10 protein-coding genes and 1 pseudogene are annotated in these 16,766 nt (G+C 30.0%); 6 read left to right on the plus strand and 5 right to left on the minus strand.

Going from position 1 to position 16,766, the window contains the following annotated elements; all coding sequences use genetic code 11:
- Positions 1–58 precede the first annotated feature (58 nt).
- Positions 59–903, minus strand: a pseudogene (locus NWE55_RS13380) (RteC domain-containing protein).
- Positions 904–1,154: 251 nt separating this feature from the next.
- Between NWE55_RS13380 and NWE55_RS13385 the strand changes: the two are divergent.
- From NWE55_RS13385 to NWE55_RS13405, 6 genes are all read left to right on the plus strand, one after another.
- Complete coding sequence (locus NWE55_RS13385; RefSeq protein ID WP_258204190.1) at positions 1,155–1,967, plus strand: helix-turn-helix domain-containing protein; 813 nt, start codon at positions 1,155–1,157, stop codon at positions 1,965–1,967.
- Positions 1,968–2,184: 217 nt separating this feature from the next.
- Positions 2,185–3,444 (plus strand): S41 family peptidase, encoded by a 1,260-nt coding sequence (locus tag NWE55_RS13390; RefSeq protein ID WP_258204191.1) that lies wholly within the window; start codon positions 2,185–2,187, stop codon positions 3,442–3,444.
- Between the two features lie 137 nt (positions 3,445–3,581).
- Positions 3,582–3,803 carry a MauE/DoxX family redox-associated membrane protein gene (locus NWE55_RS17060; RefSeq protein WP_373425585.1) on the plus strand — a complete coding sequence of 74 codons (222 nt, stop codon included), beginning with the start codon at positions 3,582–3,584 and terminating at the stop codon, positions 3,801–3,803.
- Positions 3,804–4,159: 356 nt separating this feature from the next.
- On the plus strand, positions 4,160–5,713 hold the full coding sequence (istA, locus tag NWE55_RS13395; protein WP_038988475.1) for an IS21 family transposase: 1,554 nt from the start codon (positions 4,160–4,162) through the stop codon (positions 5,711–5,713).
- Between the two features lie 12 nt (positions 5,714–5,725).
- On the plus strand, positions 5,726–6,457 hold the full coding sequence (gene istB, locus NWE55_RS13400) for an IS21-like element helper ATPase IstB (RefSeq protein WP_016649259.1): 732 nt from the start codon (positions 5,726–5,728) through the stop codon (positions 6,455–6,457).
- 581 nt (positions 6,458–7,038) lie between these two features.
- Positions 7,039–7,815 carry a hypothetical protein gene (locus NWE55_RS13405; protein ID WP_258204192.1) on the plus strand — a complete coding sequence of 259 codons (777 nt, stop codon included), beginning with the start codon at positions 7,039–7,041 and terminating at the stop codon, positions 7,813–7,815.
- 412 nt (positions 7,816–8,227) lie between these two features.
- Here the strand turns inward: NWE55_RS13405 and NWE55_RS13410 are convergent, their stop codons facing one another.
- The 4 genes from NWE55_RS13410 to NWE55_RS13425 all read right to left on the minus strand — a co-directional run bounded on the left by NWE55_RS13410 (position 8,228) and on the right by NWE55_RS13425 (position 16,681).
- The gene (locus tag NWE55_RS13410; RefSeq protein WP_258204193.1) at positions 8,228–10,789 is read right to left on the minus strand and encodes an alpha/beta hydrolase family protein; all 2,562 of its coding nucleotides are present in this window, start codon (positions 10,787–10,789) and stop codon (positions 8,228–8,230) included.
- A complete protein-coding gene (locus NWE55_RS13415; RefSeq protein ID WP_258204194.1) occupies positions 10,776–12,140 on the minus strand; it encodes a RagB/SusD family nutrient uptake outer membrane protein in 1,365 nt (454 codons plus the stop codon). Before NWE55_RS13415 ends, NWE55_RS13410 begins: the two co-directional genes overlap by 14 nt.
- Positions 12,141–12,145: 5 nt before the next feature.
- Entirely contained in the window at positions 12,146–15,472 is a 3,327-nt protein-coding gene (locus tag NWE55_RS13420) for a SusC/RagA family TonB-linked outer membrane protein (RefSeq protein WP_258204195.1), read from the minus strand.
- An 81-nt stretch (positions 15,473–15,553) separates the two neighbouring features.
- Positions 15,554–16,681 carry a FecR family protein gene (locus NWE55_RS13425; protein WP_258204196.1) on the minus strand — a complete coding sequence of 376 codons (1,128 nt, stop codon included), beginning with the start codon at positions 16,679–16,681 and terminating at the stop codon, positions 15,554–15,556.
- Positions 16,682–16,766: the final 85 nt, after the last annotated feature.

Raw genomic sequence — 16,766 nt, forward strand, 5'->3', positions numbered from 1 at the left:
GGAGAAGGCGTGTGGTTTTTCTCCTTGTTTGTTTTTATTAAAGTTCTACATACTAATGTTAGTTTTTCTCAATATAGTCTTTAAGAATCTTTGTAAGCTTATCTAAAAAAATAGTTTTTGATGTAGTTCTTGATTTTATTCGATGAAAAATATGGTGAATATCTATAGGAGGAGTCTTGAAAATCAATTGAAAAAAAAAGCTATTTTTTGCAGTTCAACATTACCTTTATTAATTGAACCATTAAGATATAAGGCATATATAAGTTCCACAAGCGCAGCTTTTGTATCAGACCAATAAACATGTGGTTGGTTTGCATGTTTAATTGTAGGTTGTTTTGAATTTGTTATATTCTCTAGCCTTGTTTTGATATAGTTATAGAATAATTCATTAGAAATAATTTTAGCTATTATATAATCATAGTAAGTTGAGAACTCTGCGTCTAATTCAAAGACAAAGCTATTTACCCCTTGTAAAATATTTATATTCCCTAGGGTAAAATACTTGACATCTTTATCAGAGCGTCCGGATTTGTAATAATTGTAAAAATCCGATTTATGTAGGTGTTCAAAGAAATCTCTTTGCAATTTATTTTGTTGTGCTATAAAGTATTTCTCTATTGTTTTTGAACCAATTATTGGAGCATTGGCCTCTATTCGATATACTTTATTGTAGAAAATAAGTCTTGCTAAAAACTTAGGCTTGATGTTTTTAAAAAATATGATTTGTTCTTCTTGACTTGTAAAACCTTTAGTTGTTACAATTTGTTTTACCATAGAAAGGCCTTTTTTAAAGTATAAAGCCATTTCTTTGGCTTGTTTAATGGCCATTTCAGGATCAGTACTTAATTGTTGTTCATTACTTAAAAATTCTTGACAAATCCATTTGTAATCAAAATTTTTCATAATAGTTAGGATTAAAATTATTATTTGAGTTTTAATAGTTCGCTACTAACTAGTTTGTTTATGCATTAAAAGGTAAAAAAAATAAATTACCTGGTATGTTAAAAATTAGTACATTTTGCGATTGTAAAACAAAAGTGTTATTTTGTAATGTGTTGTTTATCAGTTTTTTTAATTAATTGAAGAAGTAGATGTGTAATCAAACAATGTAAGTTCTCCCGTAGGCTCTATTGTTTCAATTGATTTTTTTAGTCATGCAAAATGGTTTTATATATGATTTAGCTAAGAATTTAGAAGTTTTTTTAAACGCTTTAAAAGAGCATTTTTTACTTGTTGATCAAAATAAGGAGTTTGATCTTTTCAATGAATTTTTCAATAAGTTTTTACTGTTTTGTTCTCGTAAAAAGTATTTCGGATTAACTCCTGATTTTTTCTTTGATAAAGACAATAGAGCTTGTTTATTATTAACGCAAGAGAATCTTTGCGCTAGTAGAGAATTTAGTTTAAAAGCAAAAAGAACTCTTGGTATTGATTCTAGTTTTATAGCCAAGTATTTAAATAAAGAGTTTTCTAGTTTTATAATAAGTGGACTTGAGGCTAAAGTATTTAAGTATTTAGTAATTAATAAAGGTAAAACTCAAGTTTTACTAATAGGTGTTTTCTTGAAAGAGCAGTGCTTTTTGTCTGTCCTTAGAATTAAACAAGCAAAAAAACTACGTTTAAATTCTTTACATAGTGCTTATAGAGTTAATTACTATCAGAATCATTATAAGAGATTTTGTCAATTAAAAAGTGACACTTATTTAAAGATTACTTTAAGTGAATATGTTAATTTGAATAAACTGCAAAAAAGAACATTTCAGCGCAATTTTAAAAAGTTCATGGGTGTTAGCTTTTATAACTATCACATGCAACAAAGATTATTAAAAGGGCTTTATCTTATAATGTTTAGTGACTACTTGATCTCTGAGATAGCTTATAGATGTGATTTTAATAGTTATAAGAACTTTGTCAGAGCTTTTAGCCATGGACATAATCTAAGAGCATCTGACTTTAGAATTTTATAGTTTTTTGTTTAAAGTAAAGTATTTATAGTTTAGTTATATATTGGATTGCAACAGGTATATGTAACACTTAGATAGTAAATTGATGTATTGAGTAACGTTATAAAAGGATACTATGAGATTAAAAATTTATTTAAAATGTATATTCTTATTTTATTTCATCACTAGTACTTGTTTTGTTCTAGCCAATGAAATACAAAACTGGCCAACAACGCTAAAAATGAAAGATATTGGTGTTGTACAAACCCATTTTGATTTTTCATTTAATAACCAAGACAATACTTTCTTTGCAGAGAGTCCAAAAGGAAGTGATAAACTTATTTTAGGGGGAATCAAAGCAGGTGTGGCTCGTCTGTTTAATAAAAAGTTAGAAGCAGGGAGCTTAATAAAGATTCAAAAGGGAGAGATTAAAGGTGACTCTTTAAAAGGAGTTATGACCACAATGTTTGGTAATTTCTATTTTAGAGCTATTAAAACAAATGATAGGATACACGGGATGTTACTCAATGGAAAAAAGGAAGCAGTTGGTTTGTTTGATTCTGACTTGAATCTGAATATTAAAAAGAAAGATTATAAAGCAATTTGGCATGATATAGAAAAAATAACTCAAGATAAGATATATAATAGATCTGTTTTAGATTCCAAGAAATGGCATACTTTTAAAAAACAGATGGACAATTCTTGTGAGAAGTTCAGAGATGATTTAGAATTTTTAATGGGTTTTTATTATTTCAGTAATGATTTAGGTTTTTCCCACTATAGCGCTTTTATTGCATGGGAGGATTGGGATAAATATATAAAGTCTCAAACTACAGATTTTCCACATAAGTATTTAGACAGTGATACGTATTATGTGAAAATAAGCTCTTTTTCAGGTAGTTTAGAAGATATGAATAAGGTTTTAGATCAAGTAGCTCAAAAGCAGTTTAAAAACCTGGTAATTGATTTAAGAGATAATTCCGGAGGAAGTATCGATGCAGGAATGACTTTTGCAGAACGACTTGTGAAACAGGATATAGTAGCAGGGGTATTTCTTACAAGAAAATACTACAATAAAAACAATAGTCTACCAACAAAGCAAGAACTTAATCAATATGATGTTTTTAGTAAAGCAAACTACGAGTTACTCCTAAAGGGAATTTCAGAAAAAGAAGGTATTGTTTTAAAGGTTGAAGCTAAAAATACAATAGCTTATCAAAAGCTTTATTTTTTGGTCAATGAAAAAACAGCAAGTACTTGTGAGCCTATTTTACAAGGTTTTAAAGAAAATAAAATGGCTTTAATAATTGGTAAGAAATCAGCTGGTAAGATGCTAAATGCAGAGGAATTTAAAATAAGAGATGGCTATACACTTTTTCTGCCCACTGCAATGTATGTAACAAGTCAAGGAAAAGTACTTGATCAAATAGGTGTTGAACCTGATATTTTGGTTAAAGAAGCCTTTTCAGAAGATAGTATACTAAAGTATATTAAAAATTAGGTAAAAGCACGTATTGTTTTGGTATTTAGCTGTTTGTATGTTTTTATATCCCAAAATGCCAGTACCATGAAAGCCAAATACACTCTTATTGTACAATATGTTTTTGTATTACTTTTTGTTTATGCAGCCATAAGCATATTCATCACTTTTACAGCTTTCTAGGTTCCTCACTACTTAGCGCTTATGCTAGTATAATAGCCTATTTGATTATTATTGTTGAACTTGTTATTGCTTTACTCTTATCATTAAAACAAACTAAGACTTTCGGTTTGTATCTCAGTTACAGTTTAATGGTAGCTTTTTTTCATTTAAATCTACCTGATATTAAACTACAGCGATTTTATTCTTTGTTCTTGTGAAGGCATACTTGAAAAGATGGGATGGACAAAGCGTCTGTGGTTTAATATCATTGTAAGCTTACTGGCCTTAGTTGCTTTATTTTATGAAGTGGGTATTCCGGTCTAAACTGAACAGGTAATTCCGGTTTAAACTGAACAGGTAATTCCAGTTTAAACTGAACAGGTAATTCCGGTGCAAACTGAACAGGTAATTCCGGCCTAAACTGAACAGGTAATTCCGGTCTAAACTGAACAGGTAATTCCGGTGCAAACTGAACAGGTATTTCCGGTGCAAACTGAACAGATGATTCCGGTGCAAACTGAACAGTTCTGAGCTTAGTTTTTTAGTGTAAATTGTGATTAAAAATCACAAAGTTATGGCTAATAAACCTATCTCAACGACCATGATAAAAAGTATCATTAAGATGAAAATCAAAGAAATTTCTAATTCTAGAATCGCATCTAGTTTAGGAATTTCAAGAACTACATTGATTAAATATGTAGATAATATTTGTAAATCAGGGCTTAGTTTTGGTGAATTAGACAAATTAAGTGAAAAAGATTTAGCAGATTTATTCCATACTCCTAATCTGCTGACAGAAATCAAAAACGATAAGGTTACTACAGATCTACTAGAGTATTTTCCCTATGTAGATAGAATGTTACCACAAGTAGGTTTTACAAGATTAATACTATGGGAGCAATACAAAGAGAAATACCCTGAAGGGGTCCAATATAGTAGGTTTTGTGAGGCTTATAGTAATTGGTGTGCTCAAGGAAAAGGTTATGTACCTATTGAACATAAAGCAGGTGAAAAGCTATTCATTGACTATGCTGGCAAAAAATTAGAAATTGTATGCCCACAAACAGGAAATATTAGTAAAGTAGAAGTTTTTGTAGCCACTCTAGGCGCTAGTCAATATACTTATGTAGAGGCTTGTGCAAGTCAAAAAGCCCCTGATTTTATAAAAAGTATTGAAAATGCATTACACTATTTTGGTGGTGTACCTAATTGTATTGTACCAGATAACCTAAAGTCAGCAGTAATTAAACCACACCGTATTGAACCAGAATTAAATCAGCAACTATTAAAATTTGCCATGCATTATGATACCACTATAATGCCTGCTAGGGTCAGAAAACCTAAGGATAAATCTCCAGTGGAAATGGCAGTTAATATTACCTATAGCCGAATCTACACCAAACTACATGGTCAGATATTTTTCAGTATAAATCAGCTAAACACAGCTATTAAAAAACTTTTAAAGCCTTACAATGACTATCCTTTTCAGAAGAAACAAAGCAGCCGAACAGAGATGTTCTTGGATTTTGAAAAACAAGCTCTTAAAGCTTTACCAATCGATTTATATCCAATTAAAACTTATAAAACAGCTACTGTATTAAAAAACTATCACGTTGATTTTAGAGAGGATAAACACCACTACAGTGTTCCATATCAGTACTTAGGAAAGAAAGTAACTCTTATTGTAGATCAAAATATTGTTGAAATCTATCATAACTATCAACGCATTGCTGTTCATCCTCGTAATAGGAGAACTAGTGGATACTCAACCTTAAAGGAGCATTTACCGCCAAAAAGTCAATATAATGCAGGTTGGAGTGAAGAGTATTTTATTAGTTGGGCCAATAAAATAGGCCCTGAAACAAAAGCTTTTATTGGGAAAATACTGCACAAACAAACCTTTGTAGAACAGAGCTTTAAATCATGTATAGCTGTTTTGTCCTTTGCTAGTAAAGTAGGGAATTCTAGACTAAACTTAGCTTGTAAACGAGCGTTAGCTTATGAACATATAAGCTATAAGGCTATTGAAAATATTTTAAAAAACGGATTAGATCAACAGGAATTAGAACAAAACTTACAAGCTATACCCCAACATGAGAATATCAGAGGGAATAATTATTTTAACTAAATCTTTATGTTTATGAATGTTAATGCAACAATTGAAAAAATGCAAAAACTTAGGCTTAATGGTATGAAAAGAGCCTATGAATCATCCTTAGAAACTAAAGCTATAGACTCTTTTACCAATGACGAGTTTATAGCCTGGTTAGTTGAGGCAGAAGATAACCAAAGAAATAATGATAAGACTCAGCGGCTTATAAAAAATGCTAGATTCCACTATCAAGCTAGTTTACAAGAGGTAAAGTTTACTGCTGAGAGAAACTTAGATAAAAACACTTTTATAAGATTATCTGATTGTAGTTTTATTGATCGAAATCAAAATATCATTATTACTGGTTGTACTGGAACAGGGAAAAGCTACTTAGCTACTGCACTAGGCTTCCAAAGCTGTGTAGCTGGTTATAAAGTAAAATACTACAATTTAGGTAAATTATTACATCGTTTGGCTATGACTAAAGCTGATGGTAGTTATTTAAAAGAATTGCTAAAATTAAGCGCCACTGATGTACTTATTTTAGATGATTTTGGATTACAACCCATTACTGGTGATAAGCAACTTATACTAATGGATATTATTGAGGATCGTAATCATCATAAGACAACTATCTTTTGCTCACAATTACCTGTAAAAGCATGGCATGATTTATTTTCAGAAAAAACAATTGCAGATGCGTTTTTAGATAGAATAATTCACTCTGCTATTCGCTTTGAATTAGAAGGAGAATCTCTCAGAAAAATAATCAAAAAATAATAACTCTTTTTAGCTATATTTATACTACTAAAAAACAAGGCGAAGAACTGTCCACTTTCACACTGGAATACACTGTTCACTTTCACACCGGAATAGGCTGTTCACTTTCAGTGGAATATTCATGAAGAACACAAAAGAAAAAGATGCTATCTAGGATCAATTATCACCACAAAAATAAGTAGTGTATTTGTTATCCTGCTTTTTCTATCTTCTGAGCATATTATAAAAAAAAGAAAATCCTTTTATAAGAAGATATTTGCCTTATGGCGTGGTAGAGGATGATATGTTAGGATTTGAGTTTAGAAAAAACTATATATTACTAGTCTTGAAAAAGCGATATAGGATTGATAATTTAAAATTATAAAATATAACAGTAGTGGACTTTAGTTGCTACTGTTTTTTTATACTCTCTAGGTTTCTGTTAAACTTGAAATTTAAATATAGCTCTCACGATACTAATTATATCGTTTTTTTTTCTACATTTAATCAATTAACAAGATTTTGTTCTATAAGGTGCTGAATTTTAACTTTTGTCTTTAATTCGTACCACAGTTCAAAGTTAAGAAACGTTTACTGTAACAATGAAAACCTATTTATCGATAATTTTTGTTTTATTTTTTTCTATTTCTTTTGGACAAGGCATACTTGAACCTGGTGTGCGTTTAAGAGATGAAGGAAAATATGAGGAATCTATTAGCTATTATCTTAACGAAAAGAAAGAGGGATATTGGGATTGGGGACATAAGTATAATTACGCAAAAGTTCTTGCGCTAGCAGGACAAGTAGATAGTTGCTTTTTCTATTTAGAAGAAAATATTAATAAACGAATTGCAGTACAATCTTTAAGAGACAAAGAATTTATTGGAATTAAAGAAGATAAAAGATGGACAACTTATGAGCAAAGCGTAATTAATAAACATATTCCATGTAAGGACGTAACTTTCAGTGCCGAGATCTTTAGAATTTTAGCTTTATCAGATAAAGAGAATACTAATATTAAATTACTTTTTGAGTTAATAAATAAAAAGGGATGGCCCAAACAAAGTCAAGTAGGAGATGCCGCTAGTTATATATTTGCTACATTAATATATGAAGATTTGTTTTTAGTACAAGCTAAGAAACACCTAAAAGAATTAAAAGAGTTGTGTATAAAAGGCGAGATTGACTGTGAGTATTTTGCCGATACATATGATTTAGTACAAAAAAAAGCTAACAAACCGCAAAAGTATGGGGCGATTTTTAATATAGATTATGATAATGACTTTAAAAGAATCTATTACAAATTTGTCGATGAAAAAAAAATTAATAAATGGAGAACTGAAATAGGACTAAAAAAATTGGAAGAATTTAGTGATTAAAGCATCTCTGGCTAATATTGTATTAACGAAATGGAGATTTTAGAGATAAATTTTCCTCGTTTTTGTTGTAAAATCAATTCTTAACAGCTCTATGTTTACTATTGAATCCAAACAATCCTAAATCATATTCTAAAACTTTACTAATTAATAGTTTACTTTAATTTAAAAAGCAATTGTAGGTACTGTTGCAAGTAATATTGATACAAAAGCTAGTCCTAACGGTAGAGATGGATATAGAAAAATAAATAATATTTGTATTTGTACAAATATTACTTGCTCGCTAACTGAAAATGTACAAATGTGTAAAGACGGAACTCATGATCTATATTTATGGGAATCCGATACACAATGTGTGTTACCGTTATTCAAAAAAGTAGCTAATTAATAATAAAAGCGTTGGAGAAATCCAACGCTATTTTTTTAAGTTTTTCTCAAAAAAGGACATTATTCTATTTGATAGGTCTTTTTGATGTTCTGGTATAGTTAGAATATGTCCTTCATTGGGATAAATTAGTAAAGTATGTTGTTTGTCTAAATTTCTCATAGCGAGATGAAAAGCAATGCTTTGTTGTTTATTGACTGAATAATCATTTTCTCCAGTCCAGGATAATACGTTGGAATTGATGTTGTTGACAAAGAAAATAGGAGAGTTGTTGAGATAACCTAAGTAGTTATCTTGAGCGCTGGTGCCCATTCTCATTTGATAGTTTAAATACCTCCAAGTTTGATTAGTATAAGTATTGTTGTTATCTAAAGTAAGAGAAGCAAATATGATATCAAAGTTAGCTGCACCAGATACAATAGCATGGAATATATTTGTTTGTGTGGCTATAAAATTAACTTGATAGCCACCAAAGGAATGACCAATTAGACCAAGGTTATTAAAGTCAATGTAGTCCTTTACTTCTAATGCTTTTATAGCAGAGATTACACAGTCAAAAGCTGATTGACCAACATTACCAATTTCATAGGTTACATCAGGAAAAAAGACAAAGTATCCATTAGAAGTATAATTAATGGAGTTAAACCCATTAGGATTATACAGAGTGGGTATGTGATAAGCTTGGTATTCAAAGTTTACCTGTTTTTCATAGACATGAGTTATCATAGGATACTTTTTATCTTTATTAAAAACAGTAGGGTACAGTAAGAGTCCTTTTAGGCTATCACCTTGAGAGTTGGTATAGTAAATAATTTCTTTTTTAGGATAAGTAAAGTCTTTTTGAAAATCATTGGTTTGTAGTAATCTATTATTATGCTTTTTATTTTTAAGATAGATTTCAGGTGCAAGGTTACTGTCTTGTATCCTATAGAGTACGCTATTAGGACTAATCTTTTTAACATCAACTAGCTTATGTGGTGTTTCAAGTATTTTCGTAAGCTGATTATTTTTATAGGTAAAGAGTGAGTGGTAAAAGTTTTTATTGATACCTGTAAAATAGAATCCTTGTTTTATATCAATTATAGGCTGATATGTCAAATAGAAGTTATTACTATATTTGAGATGATTAGCAAATTGTTTGATTGTCAAAGTATAATTTTGATGTTTTCTAGAAACAACTTTATGAATTTTACTTGTTTTAGGATTATATAACCAATAAAATTGATTTCCAGTTAACAAGAGTGTGTTATCTGTAGTCCATATAGCATAATCTAGTAATAAGCTATTATCAGGTTTGTATTGGTTTGCTGCAGTGAAGGAATCAAATTTGTTAATAGGGATTTTAGTTGTTGTCTGAGTACTTGTATTATAGATATTCCAATTGTCTTGCCAGTAGTAAGACAGGTACTGATTATTTGGAGATAAACTCAGATTTTTACTTAAGTTATTTATTGGAAAACGATTGACAAGTAAGTGTTTTGTTTGATTTTCTATATCCAGTATATATATATCGCTACTACCTAATCTACTGTATTTACTATCAAATTGATTTTGATAGTATTGTAAGGCAAAATTAGAGTTATTAAGAATTATTGTTTGTATGGAACTAGGTTGACTTAGAATATTAATATGTTCTTGTTTTAAATTGTAGCTTGATAGTATGGGAATGTTTTCAGGGTTCAATATCTTTTTTCTTGGGTATTCTAAGGTATCGTCAGCATGCCAGACTTGAACCTGGTTTGTTTGCACAGATTTGTTTGTTTTCTTTTGTATTGTAAATAGCAGAGAATTACTTTGTTCATTAAATTGAAGTGATTTGTAATTCAAATGGTCAACAATGAGGTATTGTCCAAATTCTTTGAAGGATTTTAAATCGATTGTACTATTAGTCAACTTTTGTAAATCTAAGATATGAATCCTATGAGACTTTAAAGTCCCATAAGATTCATTGTCTTCTTCTAAAAATGCTAGCATCGAATTTTGACTATTCATAGTTAGTCTTTTTCGTTTTAATCCACCTGCTTGACAAATAGTTTTAATCGCTAATTTATCCTTTATCATTTGTGCTATTTGTATACTATTATCAGATGTTATCCATATTAGTATATTTTTTTGTGCACTTACAAACAACTCTTCTAAGGATGCAGTTAGACTTACTTGATTACTACTTCTATTAAATAGAGAAATTGTTTTCTTTGCTTGATTGGTAGTAACTATGAACTGGTCATCAAAAATAAATTTAGCATCTTCTCCTTGCAAAATTTGCACTTTTCGATCCTCTAGATTTGTATAATAGGTTTGAGCGTTGTCATTTTGAATTAAAGCAAATTTTTGTTGTGCATCAAACGCTATTAGTTGACTGTTCCTAAAGGCTTGGATTTTATTATCATTTGTGTTTTTAATAAAAAGGGTATCTGTTATATTGGGGTAATTGATGTTCCAATAAAACCATTTTTCATTAGAGGAGATATCATAATTTAAAAGATTGCTCCAAAGCCTATAATCAGTTATTTGAATTTGTTTAGGCTCTTGTGAATAAGCAAGTATTGAAAATGTAAAAACCAGTATTAGAAGTGGATTAATAGCCTTCATTTTGAGGTAATAGATTAGGGTTAATACTTATTTCTTTTAAGGGGATAGGGAAAAGTTTATTATTAGTTTTCCAGTTATGTTTGTTTTTACTTAATATGGCATCTACTTGATTTGTTCTTATTAGGTCAAACCATCTGTGTCCTTGTTCAGAGAAGAACTCTAGTTGCTTTTCTTTAAAAATTGCTTCTTGAATATCAGTTTGATTAGTTAAAGTGATTTTTTGTGTATCAGACTTTAAATGAACGGTGTTCAAGTCTTGTAAAGCAAGATCTAGTGTGTGATTGCTTTTAGCATAAGCTTCAGCTCGAATTAAATAGAGTTCTTCAAGTCTTAAAACAATGGTATACTCTTTAGAGGTAGTAGTGTTTCCTTTAGCTTTATATTTGTAAGGAATTTTGAAATTGCCAATGTCTTTTGTCCAAAGTTTCAACCTTTGATCCCTGGAAGAAAAGCTGTTAATTAAATTTTCTGAAATTAAGTAGGTTACTGGTGGTGTTTCCAAGATAAATGACATCGCCTCTAGCGTATTATTTCCTGTATTACCTGATTGTAATTGCCAGATTGTTGAGCTACTTTCTTTTAAAAAGAGCTTGTCTATTGTTTCTAGTTGATACAAGGAGTTTGCATTAATGACCTTTGTAGCCCAAGAGATAGCTTCTGTCCAATTTTGCTGAAATAAGTAAACTCTAGCCAGTAGTGCTTGAGCACTAGACTTATTGATGCGTGTTTTTAATTGGGTAGGATAGGTTTCAAAGAGCAATTGCTCAGCTTGCAATAAATCTTGAGTTAATAGTCTGTATACTTGCTCTTGGTTAGTTCGTGAAACTTTATTATTGAGGGTATAATCTGTAGTTGTTATATAGGGAATATCTCCAAAAAGATTGGTCAAATTAAAATGTAAAAATGCTCTTAAGGTTAAGGCTTCTGCATATACTTGATTTTTATAACTATTTTCAAGTTTTGAAGACTTTTCAATTCCTTCAATAAAGGAGTTTATAGAGTAAAGTATACTATAGTTTCTAGACCAAATAGAGTAGAAAATGTTTGTATTGGCAGTTATATTGTAGTTAAATAGATTCGAGTAATCATTTACCGAACTACTGTTATAAGTTAGATCATCCGCATATATTGAACAGATTTGAGTGGCACTTAATGAATTTCCTCCCATTAAACTATATTCTCTTATTTGTGAATAAATAAAATTTAAAGCACTTGTTGCAGTTTGTTGATCTTCAAATACAACGGGTCTTGTTAATTGATTTTTAGGTAAATCAATTTCAGTATAATCTTGGCAGTTAGATAGTAATGCAAGAATAATTATACTTATAGCTATATTGATTAAATGTTTCATAATTCTTAAAAATTTAGTTCAGCTCCAATTGTGAAGGTTCTTGTTGGAGGCAAAAAATTAAAGTTGGATGTTTCAGGATCAATTCCTTTAAAGGGGGAGATAGTTAATAGATTGTATCCTTGAAAATAGATTTTCCCCTGCATGTTATTATTTAGAATTTTAGGAATCATATATGAAAATTCAAGGCTCTTGAGTTTAATAAAACTTGAGTTTTGAGCCAAATAGTCACTTTCAATAAAGTAATCATAATAGGCTTCAGTAAGTTTGGAGTCTCGACCAGAGGTGTATTTTTGAAAATCATTAGATGGAGATTGATCAAAGTTGTTTTTCATCATTTTCGGTTGATTAATCATATCCCCAGCAACACCATTTGTTAGATTATATAAGATTGAGGTTTGCTTGCTAAAGGTGAATAAGAAACTTAAAGACCAGTTTTTGTAGCTTATATTATTGGTAATTCCACCATAGTATTTTGGATTTAAATCAATAAGTGATTCTCTATCATCTGTATAGGTTAGTTTTCCATCCTCATTAAAATCTTTGAACTTATATTGACCTGTAACTGGATCAACTCCTTGATAGTGATACATTTTTTGTATTTGAGTAGATTTACCAATCACATATTGGTTTGCATAAGGAGAAGATTCTAAGTTTGGAAATTTTAAGAGTTTGTTTTGTTCAAAAGAGACATTAAAAGAACTTGACCATTTCCAATCTTTTGTATCTATAATCTTACCAATAAGGTCTATTTCGAGTCCTGTGTTTTGAACCTTCGCATCTAGATTTGCTTGAATTGTATTAAAACCTGTTGTTGCAGCCAAAGGCAAACCAACTAACTGATTTGATGAAGTGTTTTTATACCAAGCGGTGTTTAGAACTATTTTATCATTAAAAAAGTTTAGATCTAATGCAATTTCAAATTTTCTGTTAACCTCCCAGCCAAAGTTTGGGTTGTATAATCTACTGGGTTGTATGGCTACACTACCATCGTAATAGGCTAAACTATTTGAGTTTACTGAGTAGGTGTCTAGATATTGATAATCTCCAATTTGATCACTACCAGTTGTTCCATAACTAGCTCTTATTTTAGCAAAGTTTATAATATCTGAAGCCTTAATATTTTGATTGTTAATCAGAATCCAAGCAGCCCCAATTGCTCCAAAATTTGCAAAACGATTATTATCTCCAAAACGACTTGAACCATCTCTTCGGGCAGTTAAGTTAATAAAACCTTGATTTTTAAATTGATAATTTATTCTTGAAAAGAATGCTTGATATCTGTATTGATTTAATAAATGAGAGTTTACTCTTATACTATTAGCTGCCCCTATACTTTCAATTAGACTATTACTAATAAAATTGCTGGCAGTTAGATTTAGTATATCTGTGTTTTGCTGTTGAAAACTACCTCCTAATAGTACCTGTATATTGTGAATACCCCAACCTTTGTTCCAAGAAATTTGCGGCTCTGTAATTAGTGTATTTGTATTACCTTGGTTTAGATATAATGAAGAATTAGTACTTGTCCTACCATATTTAGGATTATATATGGTTGAGGGTAATGTATTGATTTCATAGTTATTGTAATTTATGTAACCAATATTAATTTTTGCAGTAATACTTGGAGACAATTGATAGCTTAGGTCACCACCAATAATGAAGCTTTGAGTTTTATTTTTGTATATGCTATTGGTTCTAGCTAATGGATTTTCCCATGTACCATCTTCCCAATTAAGAGTGCCATCAAAATTATATAATTTAGGTGCATTAGGGCTAAGTGAGTACGCTTGTTTGGTTAAATCAACAGAAGGAAGTTTATTATCATTTTTTGAATAAGAAGTTGAAAATAACAATTTAAATCGCTCATCTTTTGATGTGTGATTCATAGAGGAGAAAAAGCTTAGTTGTTTATAAAGTGTATTAGCTTTAAAAACAGAAGATTCTTGTTTAGTTGTTGTACTGATTAAGAATCGGGTGTTATCATTTCCACCAGTTACCTTTAGATGTACCCGATTAAAATGAGCTGTTTCTCCAAGTAGTTCTTTTCTCCAATTTGTATATCTATTCTTATCCCATACACCATTTATATCATATGCATCTACTGGATAATCTAGTATGTTATCATTGGTGAAAGCTGCTTCTCGCATAGATAAATACTCTTGAGTATTCATCATTTTCATCCGATTAATAGTGTGTCCTATACCTGTGGAACTATTAAGTGTAAAATGTGTACCTCTTTCCTTGTTTTGTTTAGTTGTTACTAGAACTACACCATTAGCTCCTCGTGAGCCATATATAGAAGTAGCATCTGCATCTTTGAGTATTTCTATACTTTCAATATCTTCTAAGTTAATATTGTTTAGTGGTGAAATTCCCCCTTGAGGGAGTGCACTTCCTGAGATTATTGAACTGCTCATATTATCTGAGGGTATAGGAATACCATCAATTATGTATAAAGGATTATTTGCAGAAGATCTAAGATTATTATTTCCTCTTATCTTTATTGAGTAGCCACTACCAGGAACACCTGACTTTTGAGAAACTTGTACTCCTGTTACTCTACCTTGTAAAGTTCCTATAAAGTCTTTAATTGGAGTCTTTTCAATTTCTTTTGCAGTTACACGTGCTATACTTCCTGTTCGCTCTCTATCTCTTACAGAGTAGTACCCAGCATTAACAATAACTTCGTCTAAAAGTTGATCATTAACCTCTAATGTTACATTAAAAAAGTTCTGATTTGTTATTTTTATTAATTGCGTCTTGTAACCAATTAGTGATATTTCTAAGAAAAGCTCTTTGTCAGTGTTTGATTGTTTTGGAATATCAATTGTAAAACTACCATCAAGACTAGTTGTTACAGCTTTATTTGTTGATTTTATCTTTACTATCACTCCTGCTAATGGACCTAAATCATCATTAACAACGCCTTTAATCTGACGAAAATAGTCTTGATTAATTTTATTGGAATTAGAATTAGGTTTGTTAGTTAAGATAACTTGATTGTCCATTATAGTGTAGTTAATTGTAGAGTTTTTAAAGAGCTTTTTTAGTACTTCTTCTACATTTAGATTATCTACTTGAAGAACTTTTTTCTCATTTACGTTGACTTCATTTGTATTATAAATAAAACGATATTCAGACGACTCTTCAATAATCTCAAGTATTTCATGTAGAGGTATGTTTATAACATCTACTGAAATTTTTGATTGAGAATAGGTGTTTGTTGCAAATAAATTAAGTGCAAAAACAAAGGAAAAAATAAAGGATAGTTTCATTTTTAACTCGAGTTTTAACAGAGGAATTCCTCTACTTCTTAATAAAAAATTTTTCATATATTTGAAATAGTTAAAGGTTGTTACTTAGGTAGTAATCACATTGTAAACACTGGTTATTTTGCCGAATAGCCAGTGTTTTTATTTAATAATAATTTTATTGTTTTTAATGGTATATTCTATGGCAAATACTTCATTGAAGTATGTCATTATCTCTTGTATTGTTTTATTATCAAATGAAGCTGTAAAGACTGTATTTGCTAATTCTTTGTTTTGATTAACAATCTCTACATTAAAGCTTCGTTCTAAGGTTTTAATTATTTGATCAAAGCTTTGGTTTCTGAAGATTAATTCTCCACTGATCCATCCTAAGTATAGTCGGGTATTGACATTTTCAACTTGGATTTTTGAGGTAGAATTCTCTAGGCTTACTTTTTGTCCTGGTGTAACTTCTGCTTTTTTATCTTGTTGTGAAGTACTTGAAAACTCAACTTTACCATGAGTTAAAACAAGCGAAGTATAGTTCTGTTTTTCATATTCAGAGAACAAGAACTTAGTACCAAGAACTCTAACTTTTGCATTTTTTGATTCAACTAAAAAAGGTTTATCACTTTTTTGTATTTCAAAATAGGCTTCACCTGTTATAGAGACTTCTCTGGTTTTAAGATTTTGAAAACTTGTTGGAAACTCAATGCTTGTTTGTGCATTTAAAAATACCTTTGTTCCATCTGAGAGAACCAATGAAAAGGTTTTACCTTTTGGTACAATAAGCTTATTTAGTTGCATTTGAGTAGTACTTGGATCAACAGTCATTGTTTTATCTTCAACTTTAGCTAGCGCTTGACCATTTTCATCAAATATTGTTTCACTATCTGTATCATTTATTTGAATTTGTTTTCCTTGAGAGGATACAATTGTTATACTTTCTTGGTTAATATTAATAGACTGCTTTGTTAGGGAAAAAGGCTGAAATACAAGAGTTAAAACACAAGCTATTATTGCAAAGGGAATCACTGTGGTTAATAATGTTTTTTTTATTTTTTTAGCTCTTTTTCTTTTTGTGATAAAGTAACTTATACGTTTAAGGGCTAAATCCTTATCAAATGATTTTATAACATTATCAGCAATAAAGTCATTTTCAATAATTCTTTGTATTGTTTGATTGTCATCATTGGTTTGTAAGAGTTTTAAAAGTTCTTGTTTTTCTTGGGGCGTAATTGACCTTGAAATATATTTCAACATTAATATTTCTGTTCTATTTTCTTTCATTTCACTAGCTTTTATACTCTTATTACGTTTGACTAAAGTAATACCCTATGTTTTTTTTAAGTTTTATTTTAGTTTTTATTAATAA

Source organism: Myroides albus (assembly GCF_024722315.1).
Taxonomy (GTDB): domain Bacteria; phylum Bacteroidota; class Bacteroidia; order Flavobacteriales; family Flavobacteriaceae; genus Flavobacterium; species Flavobacterium album_A.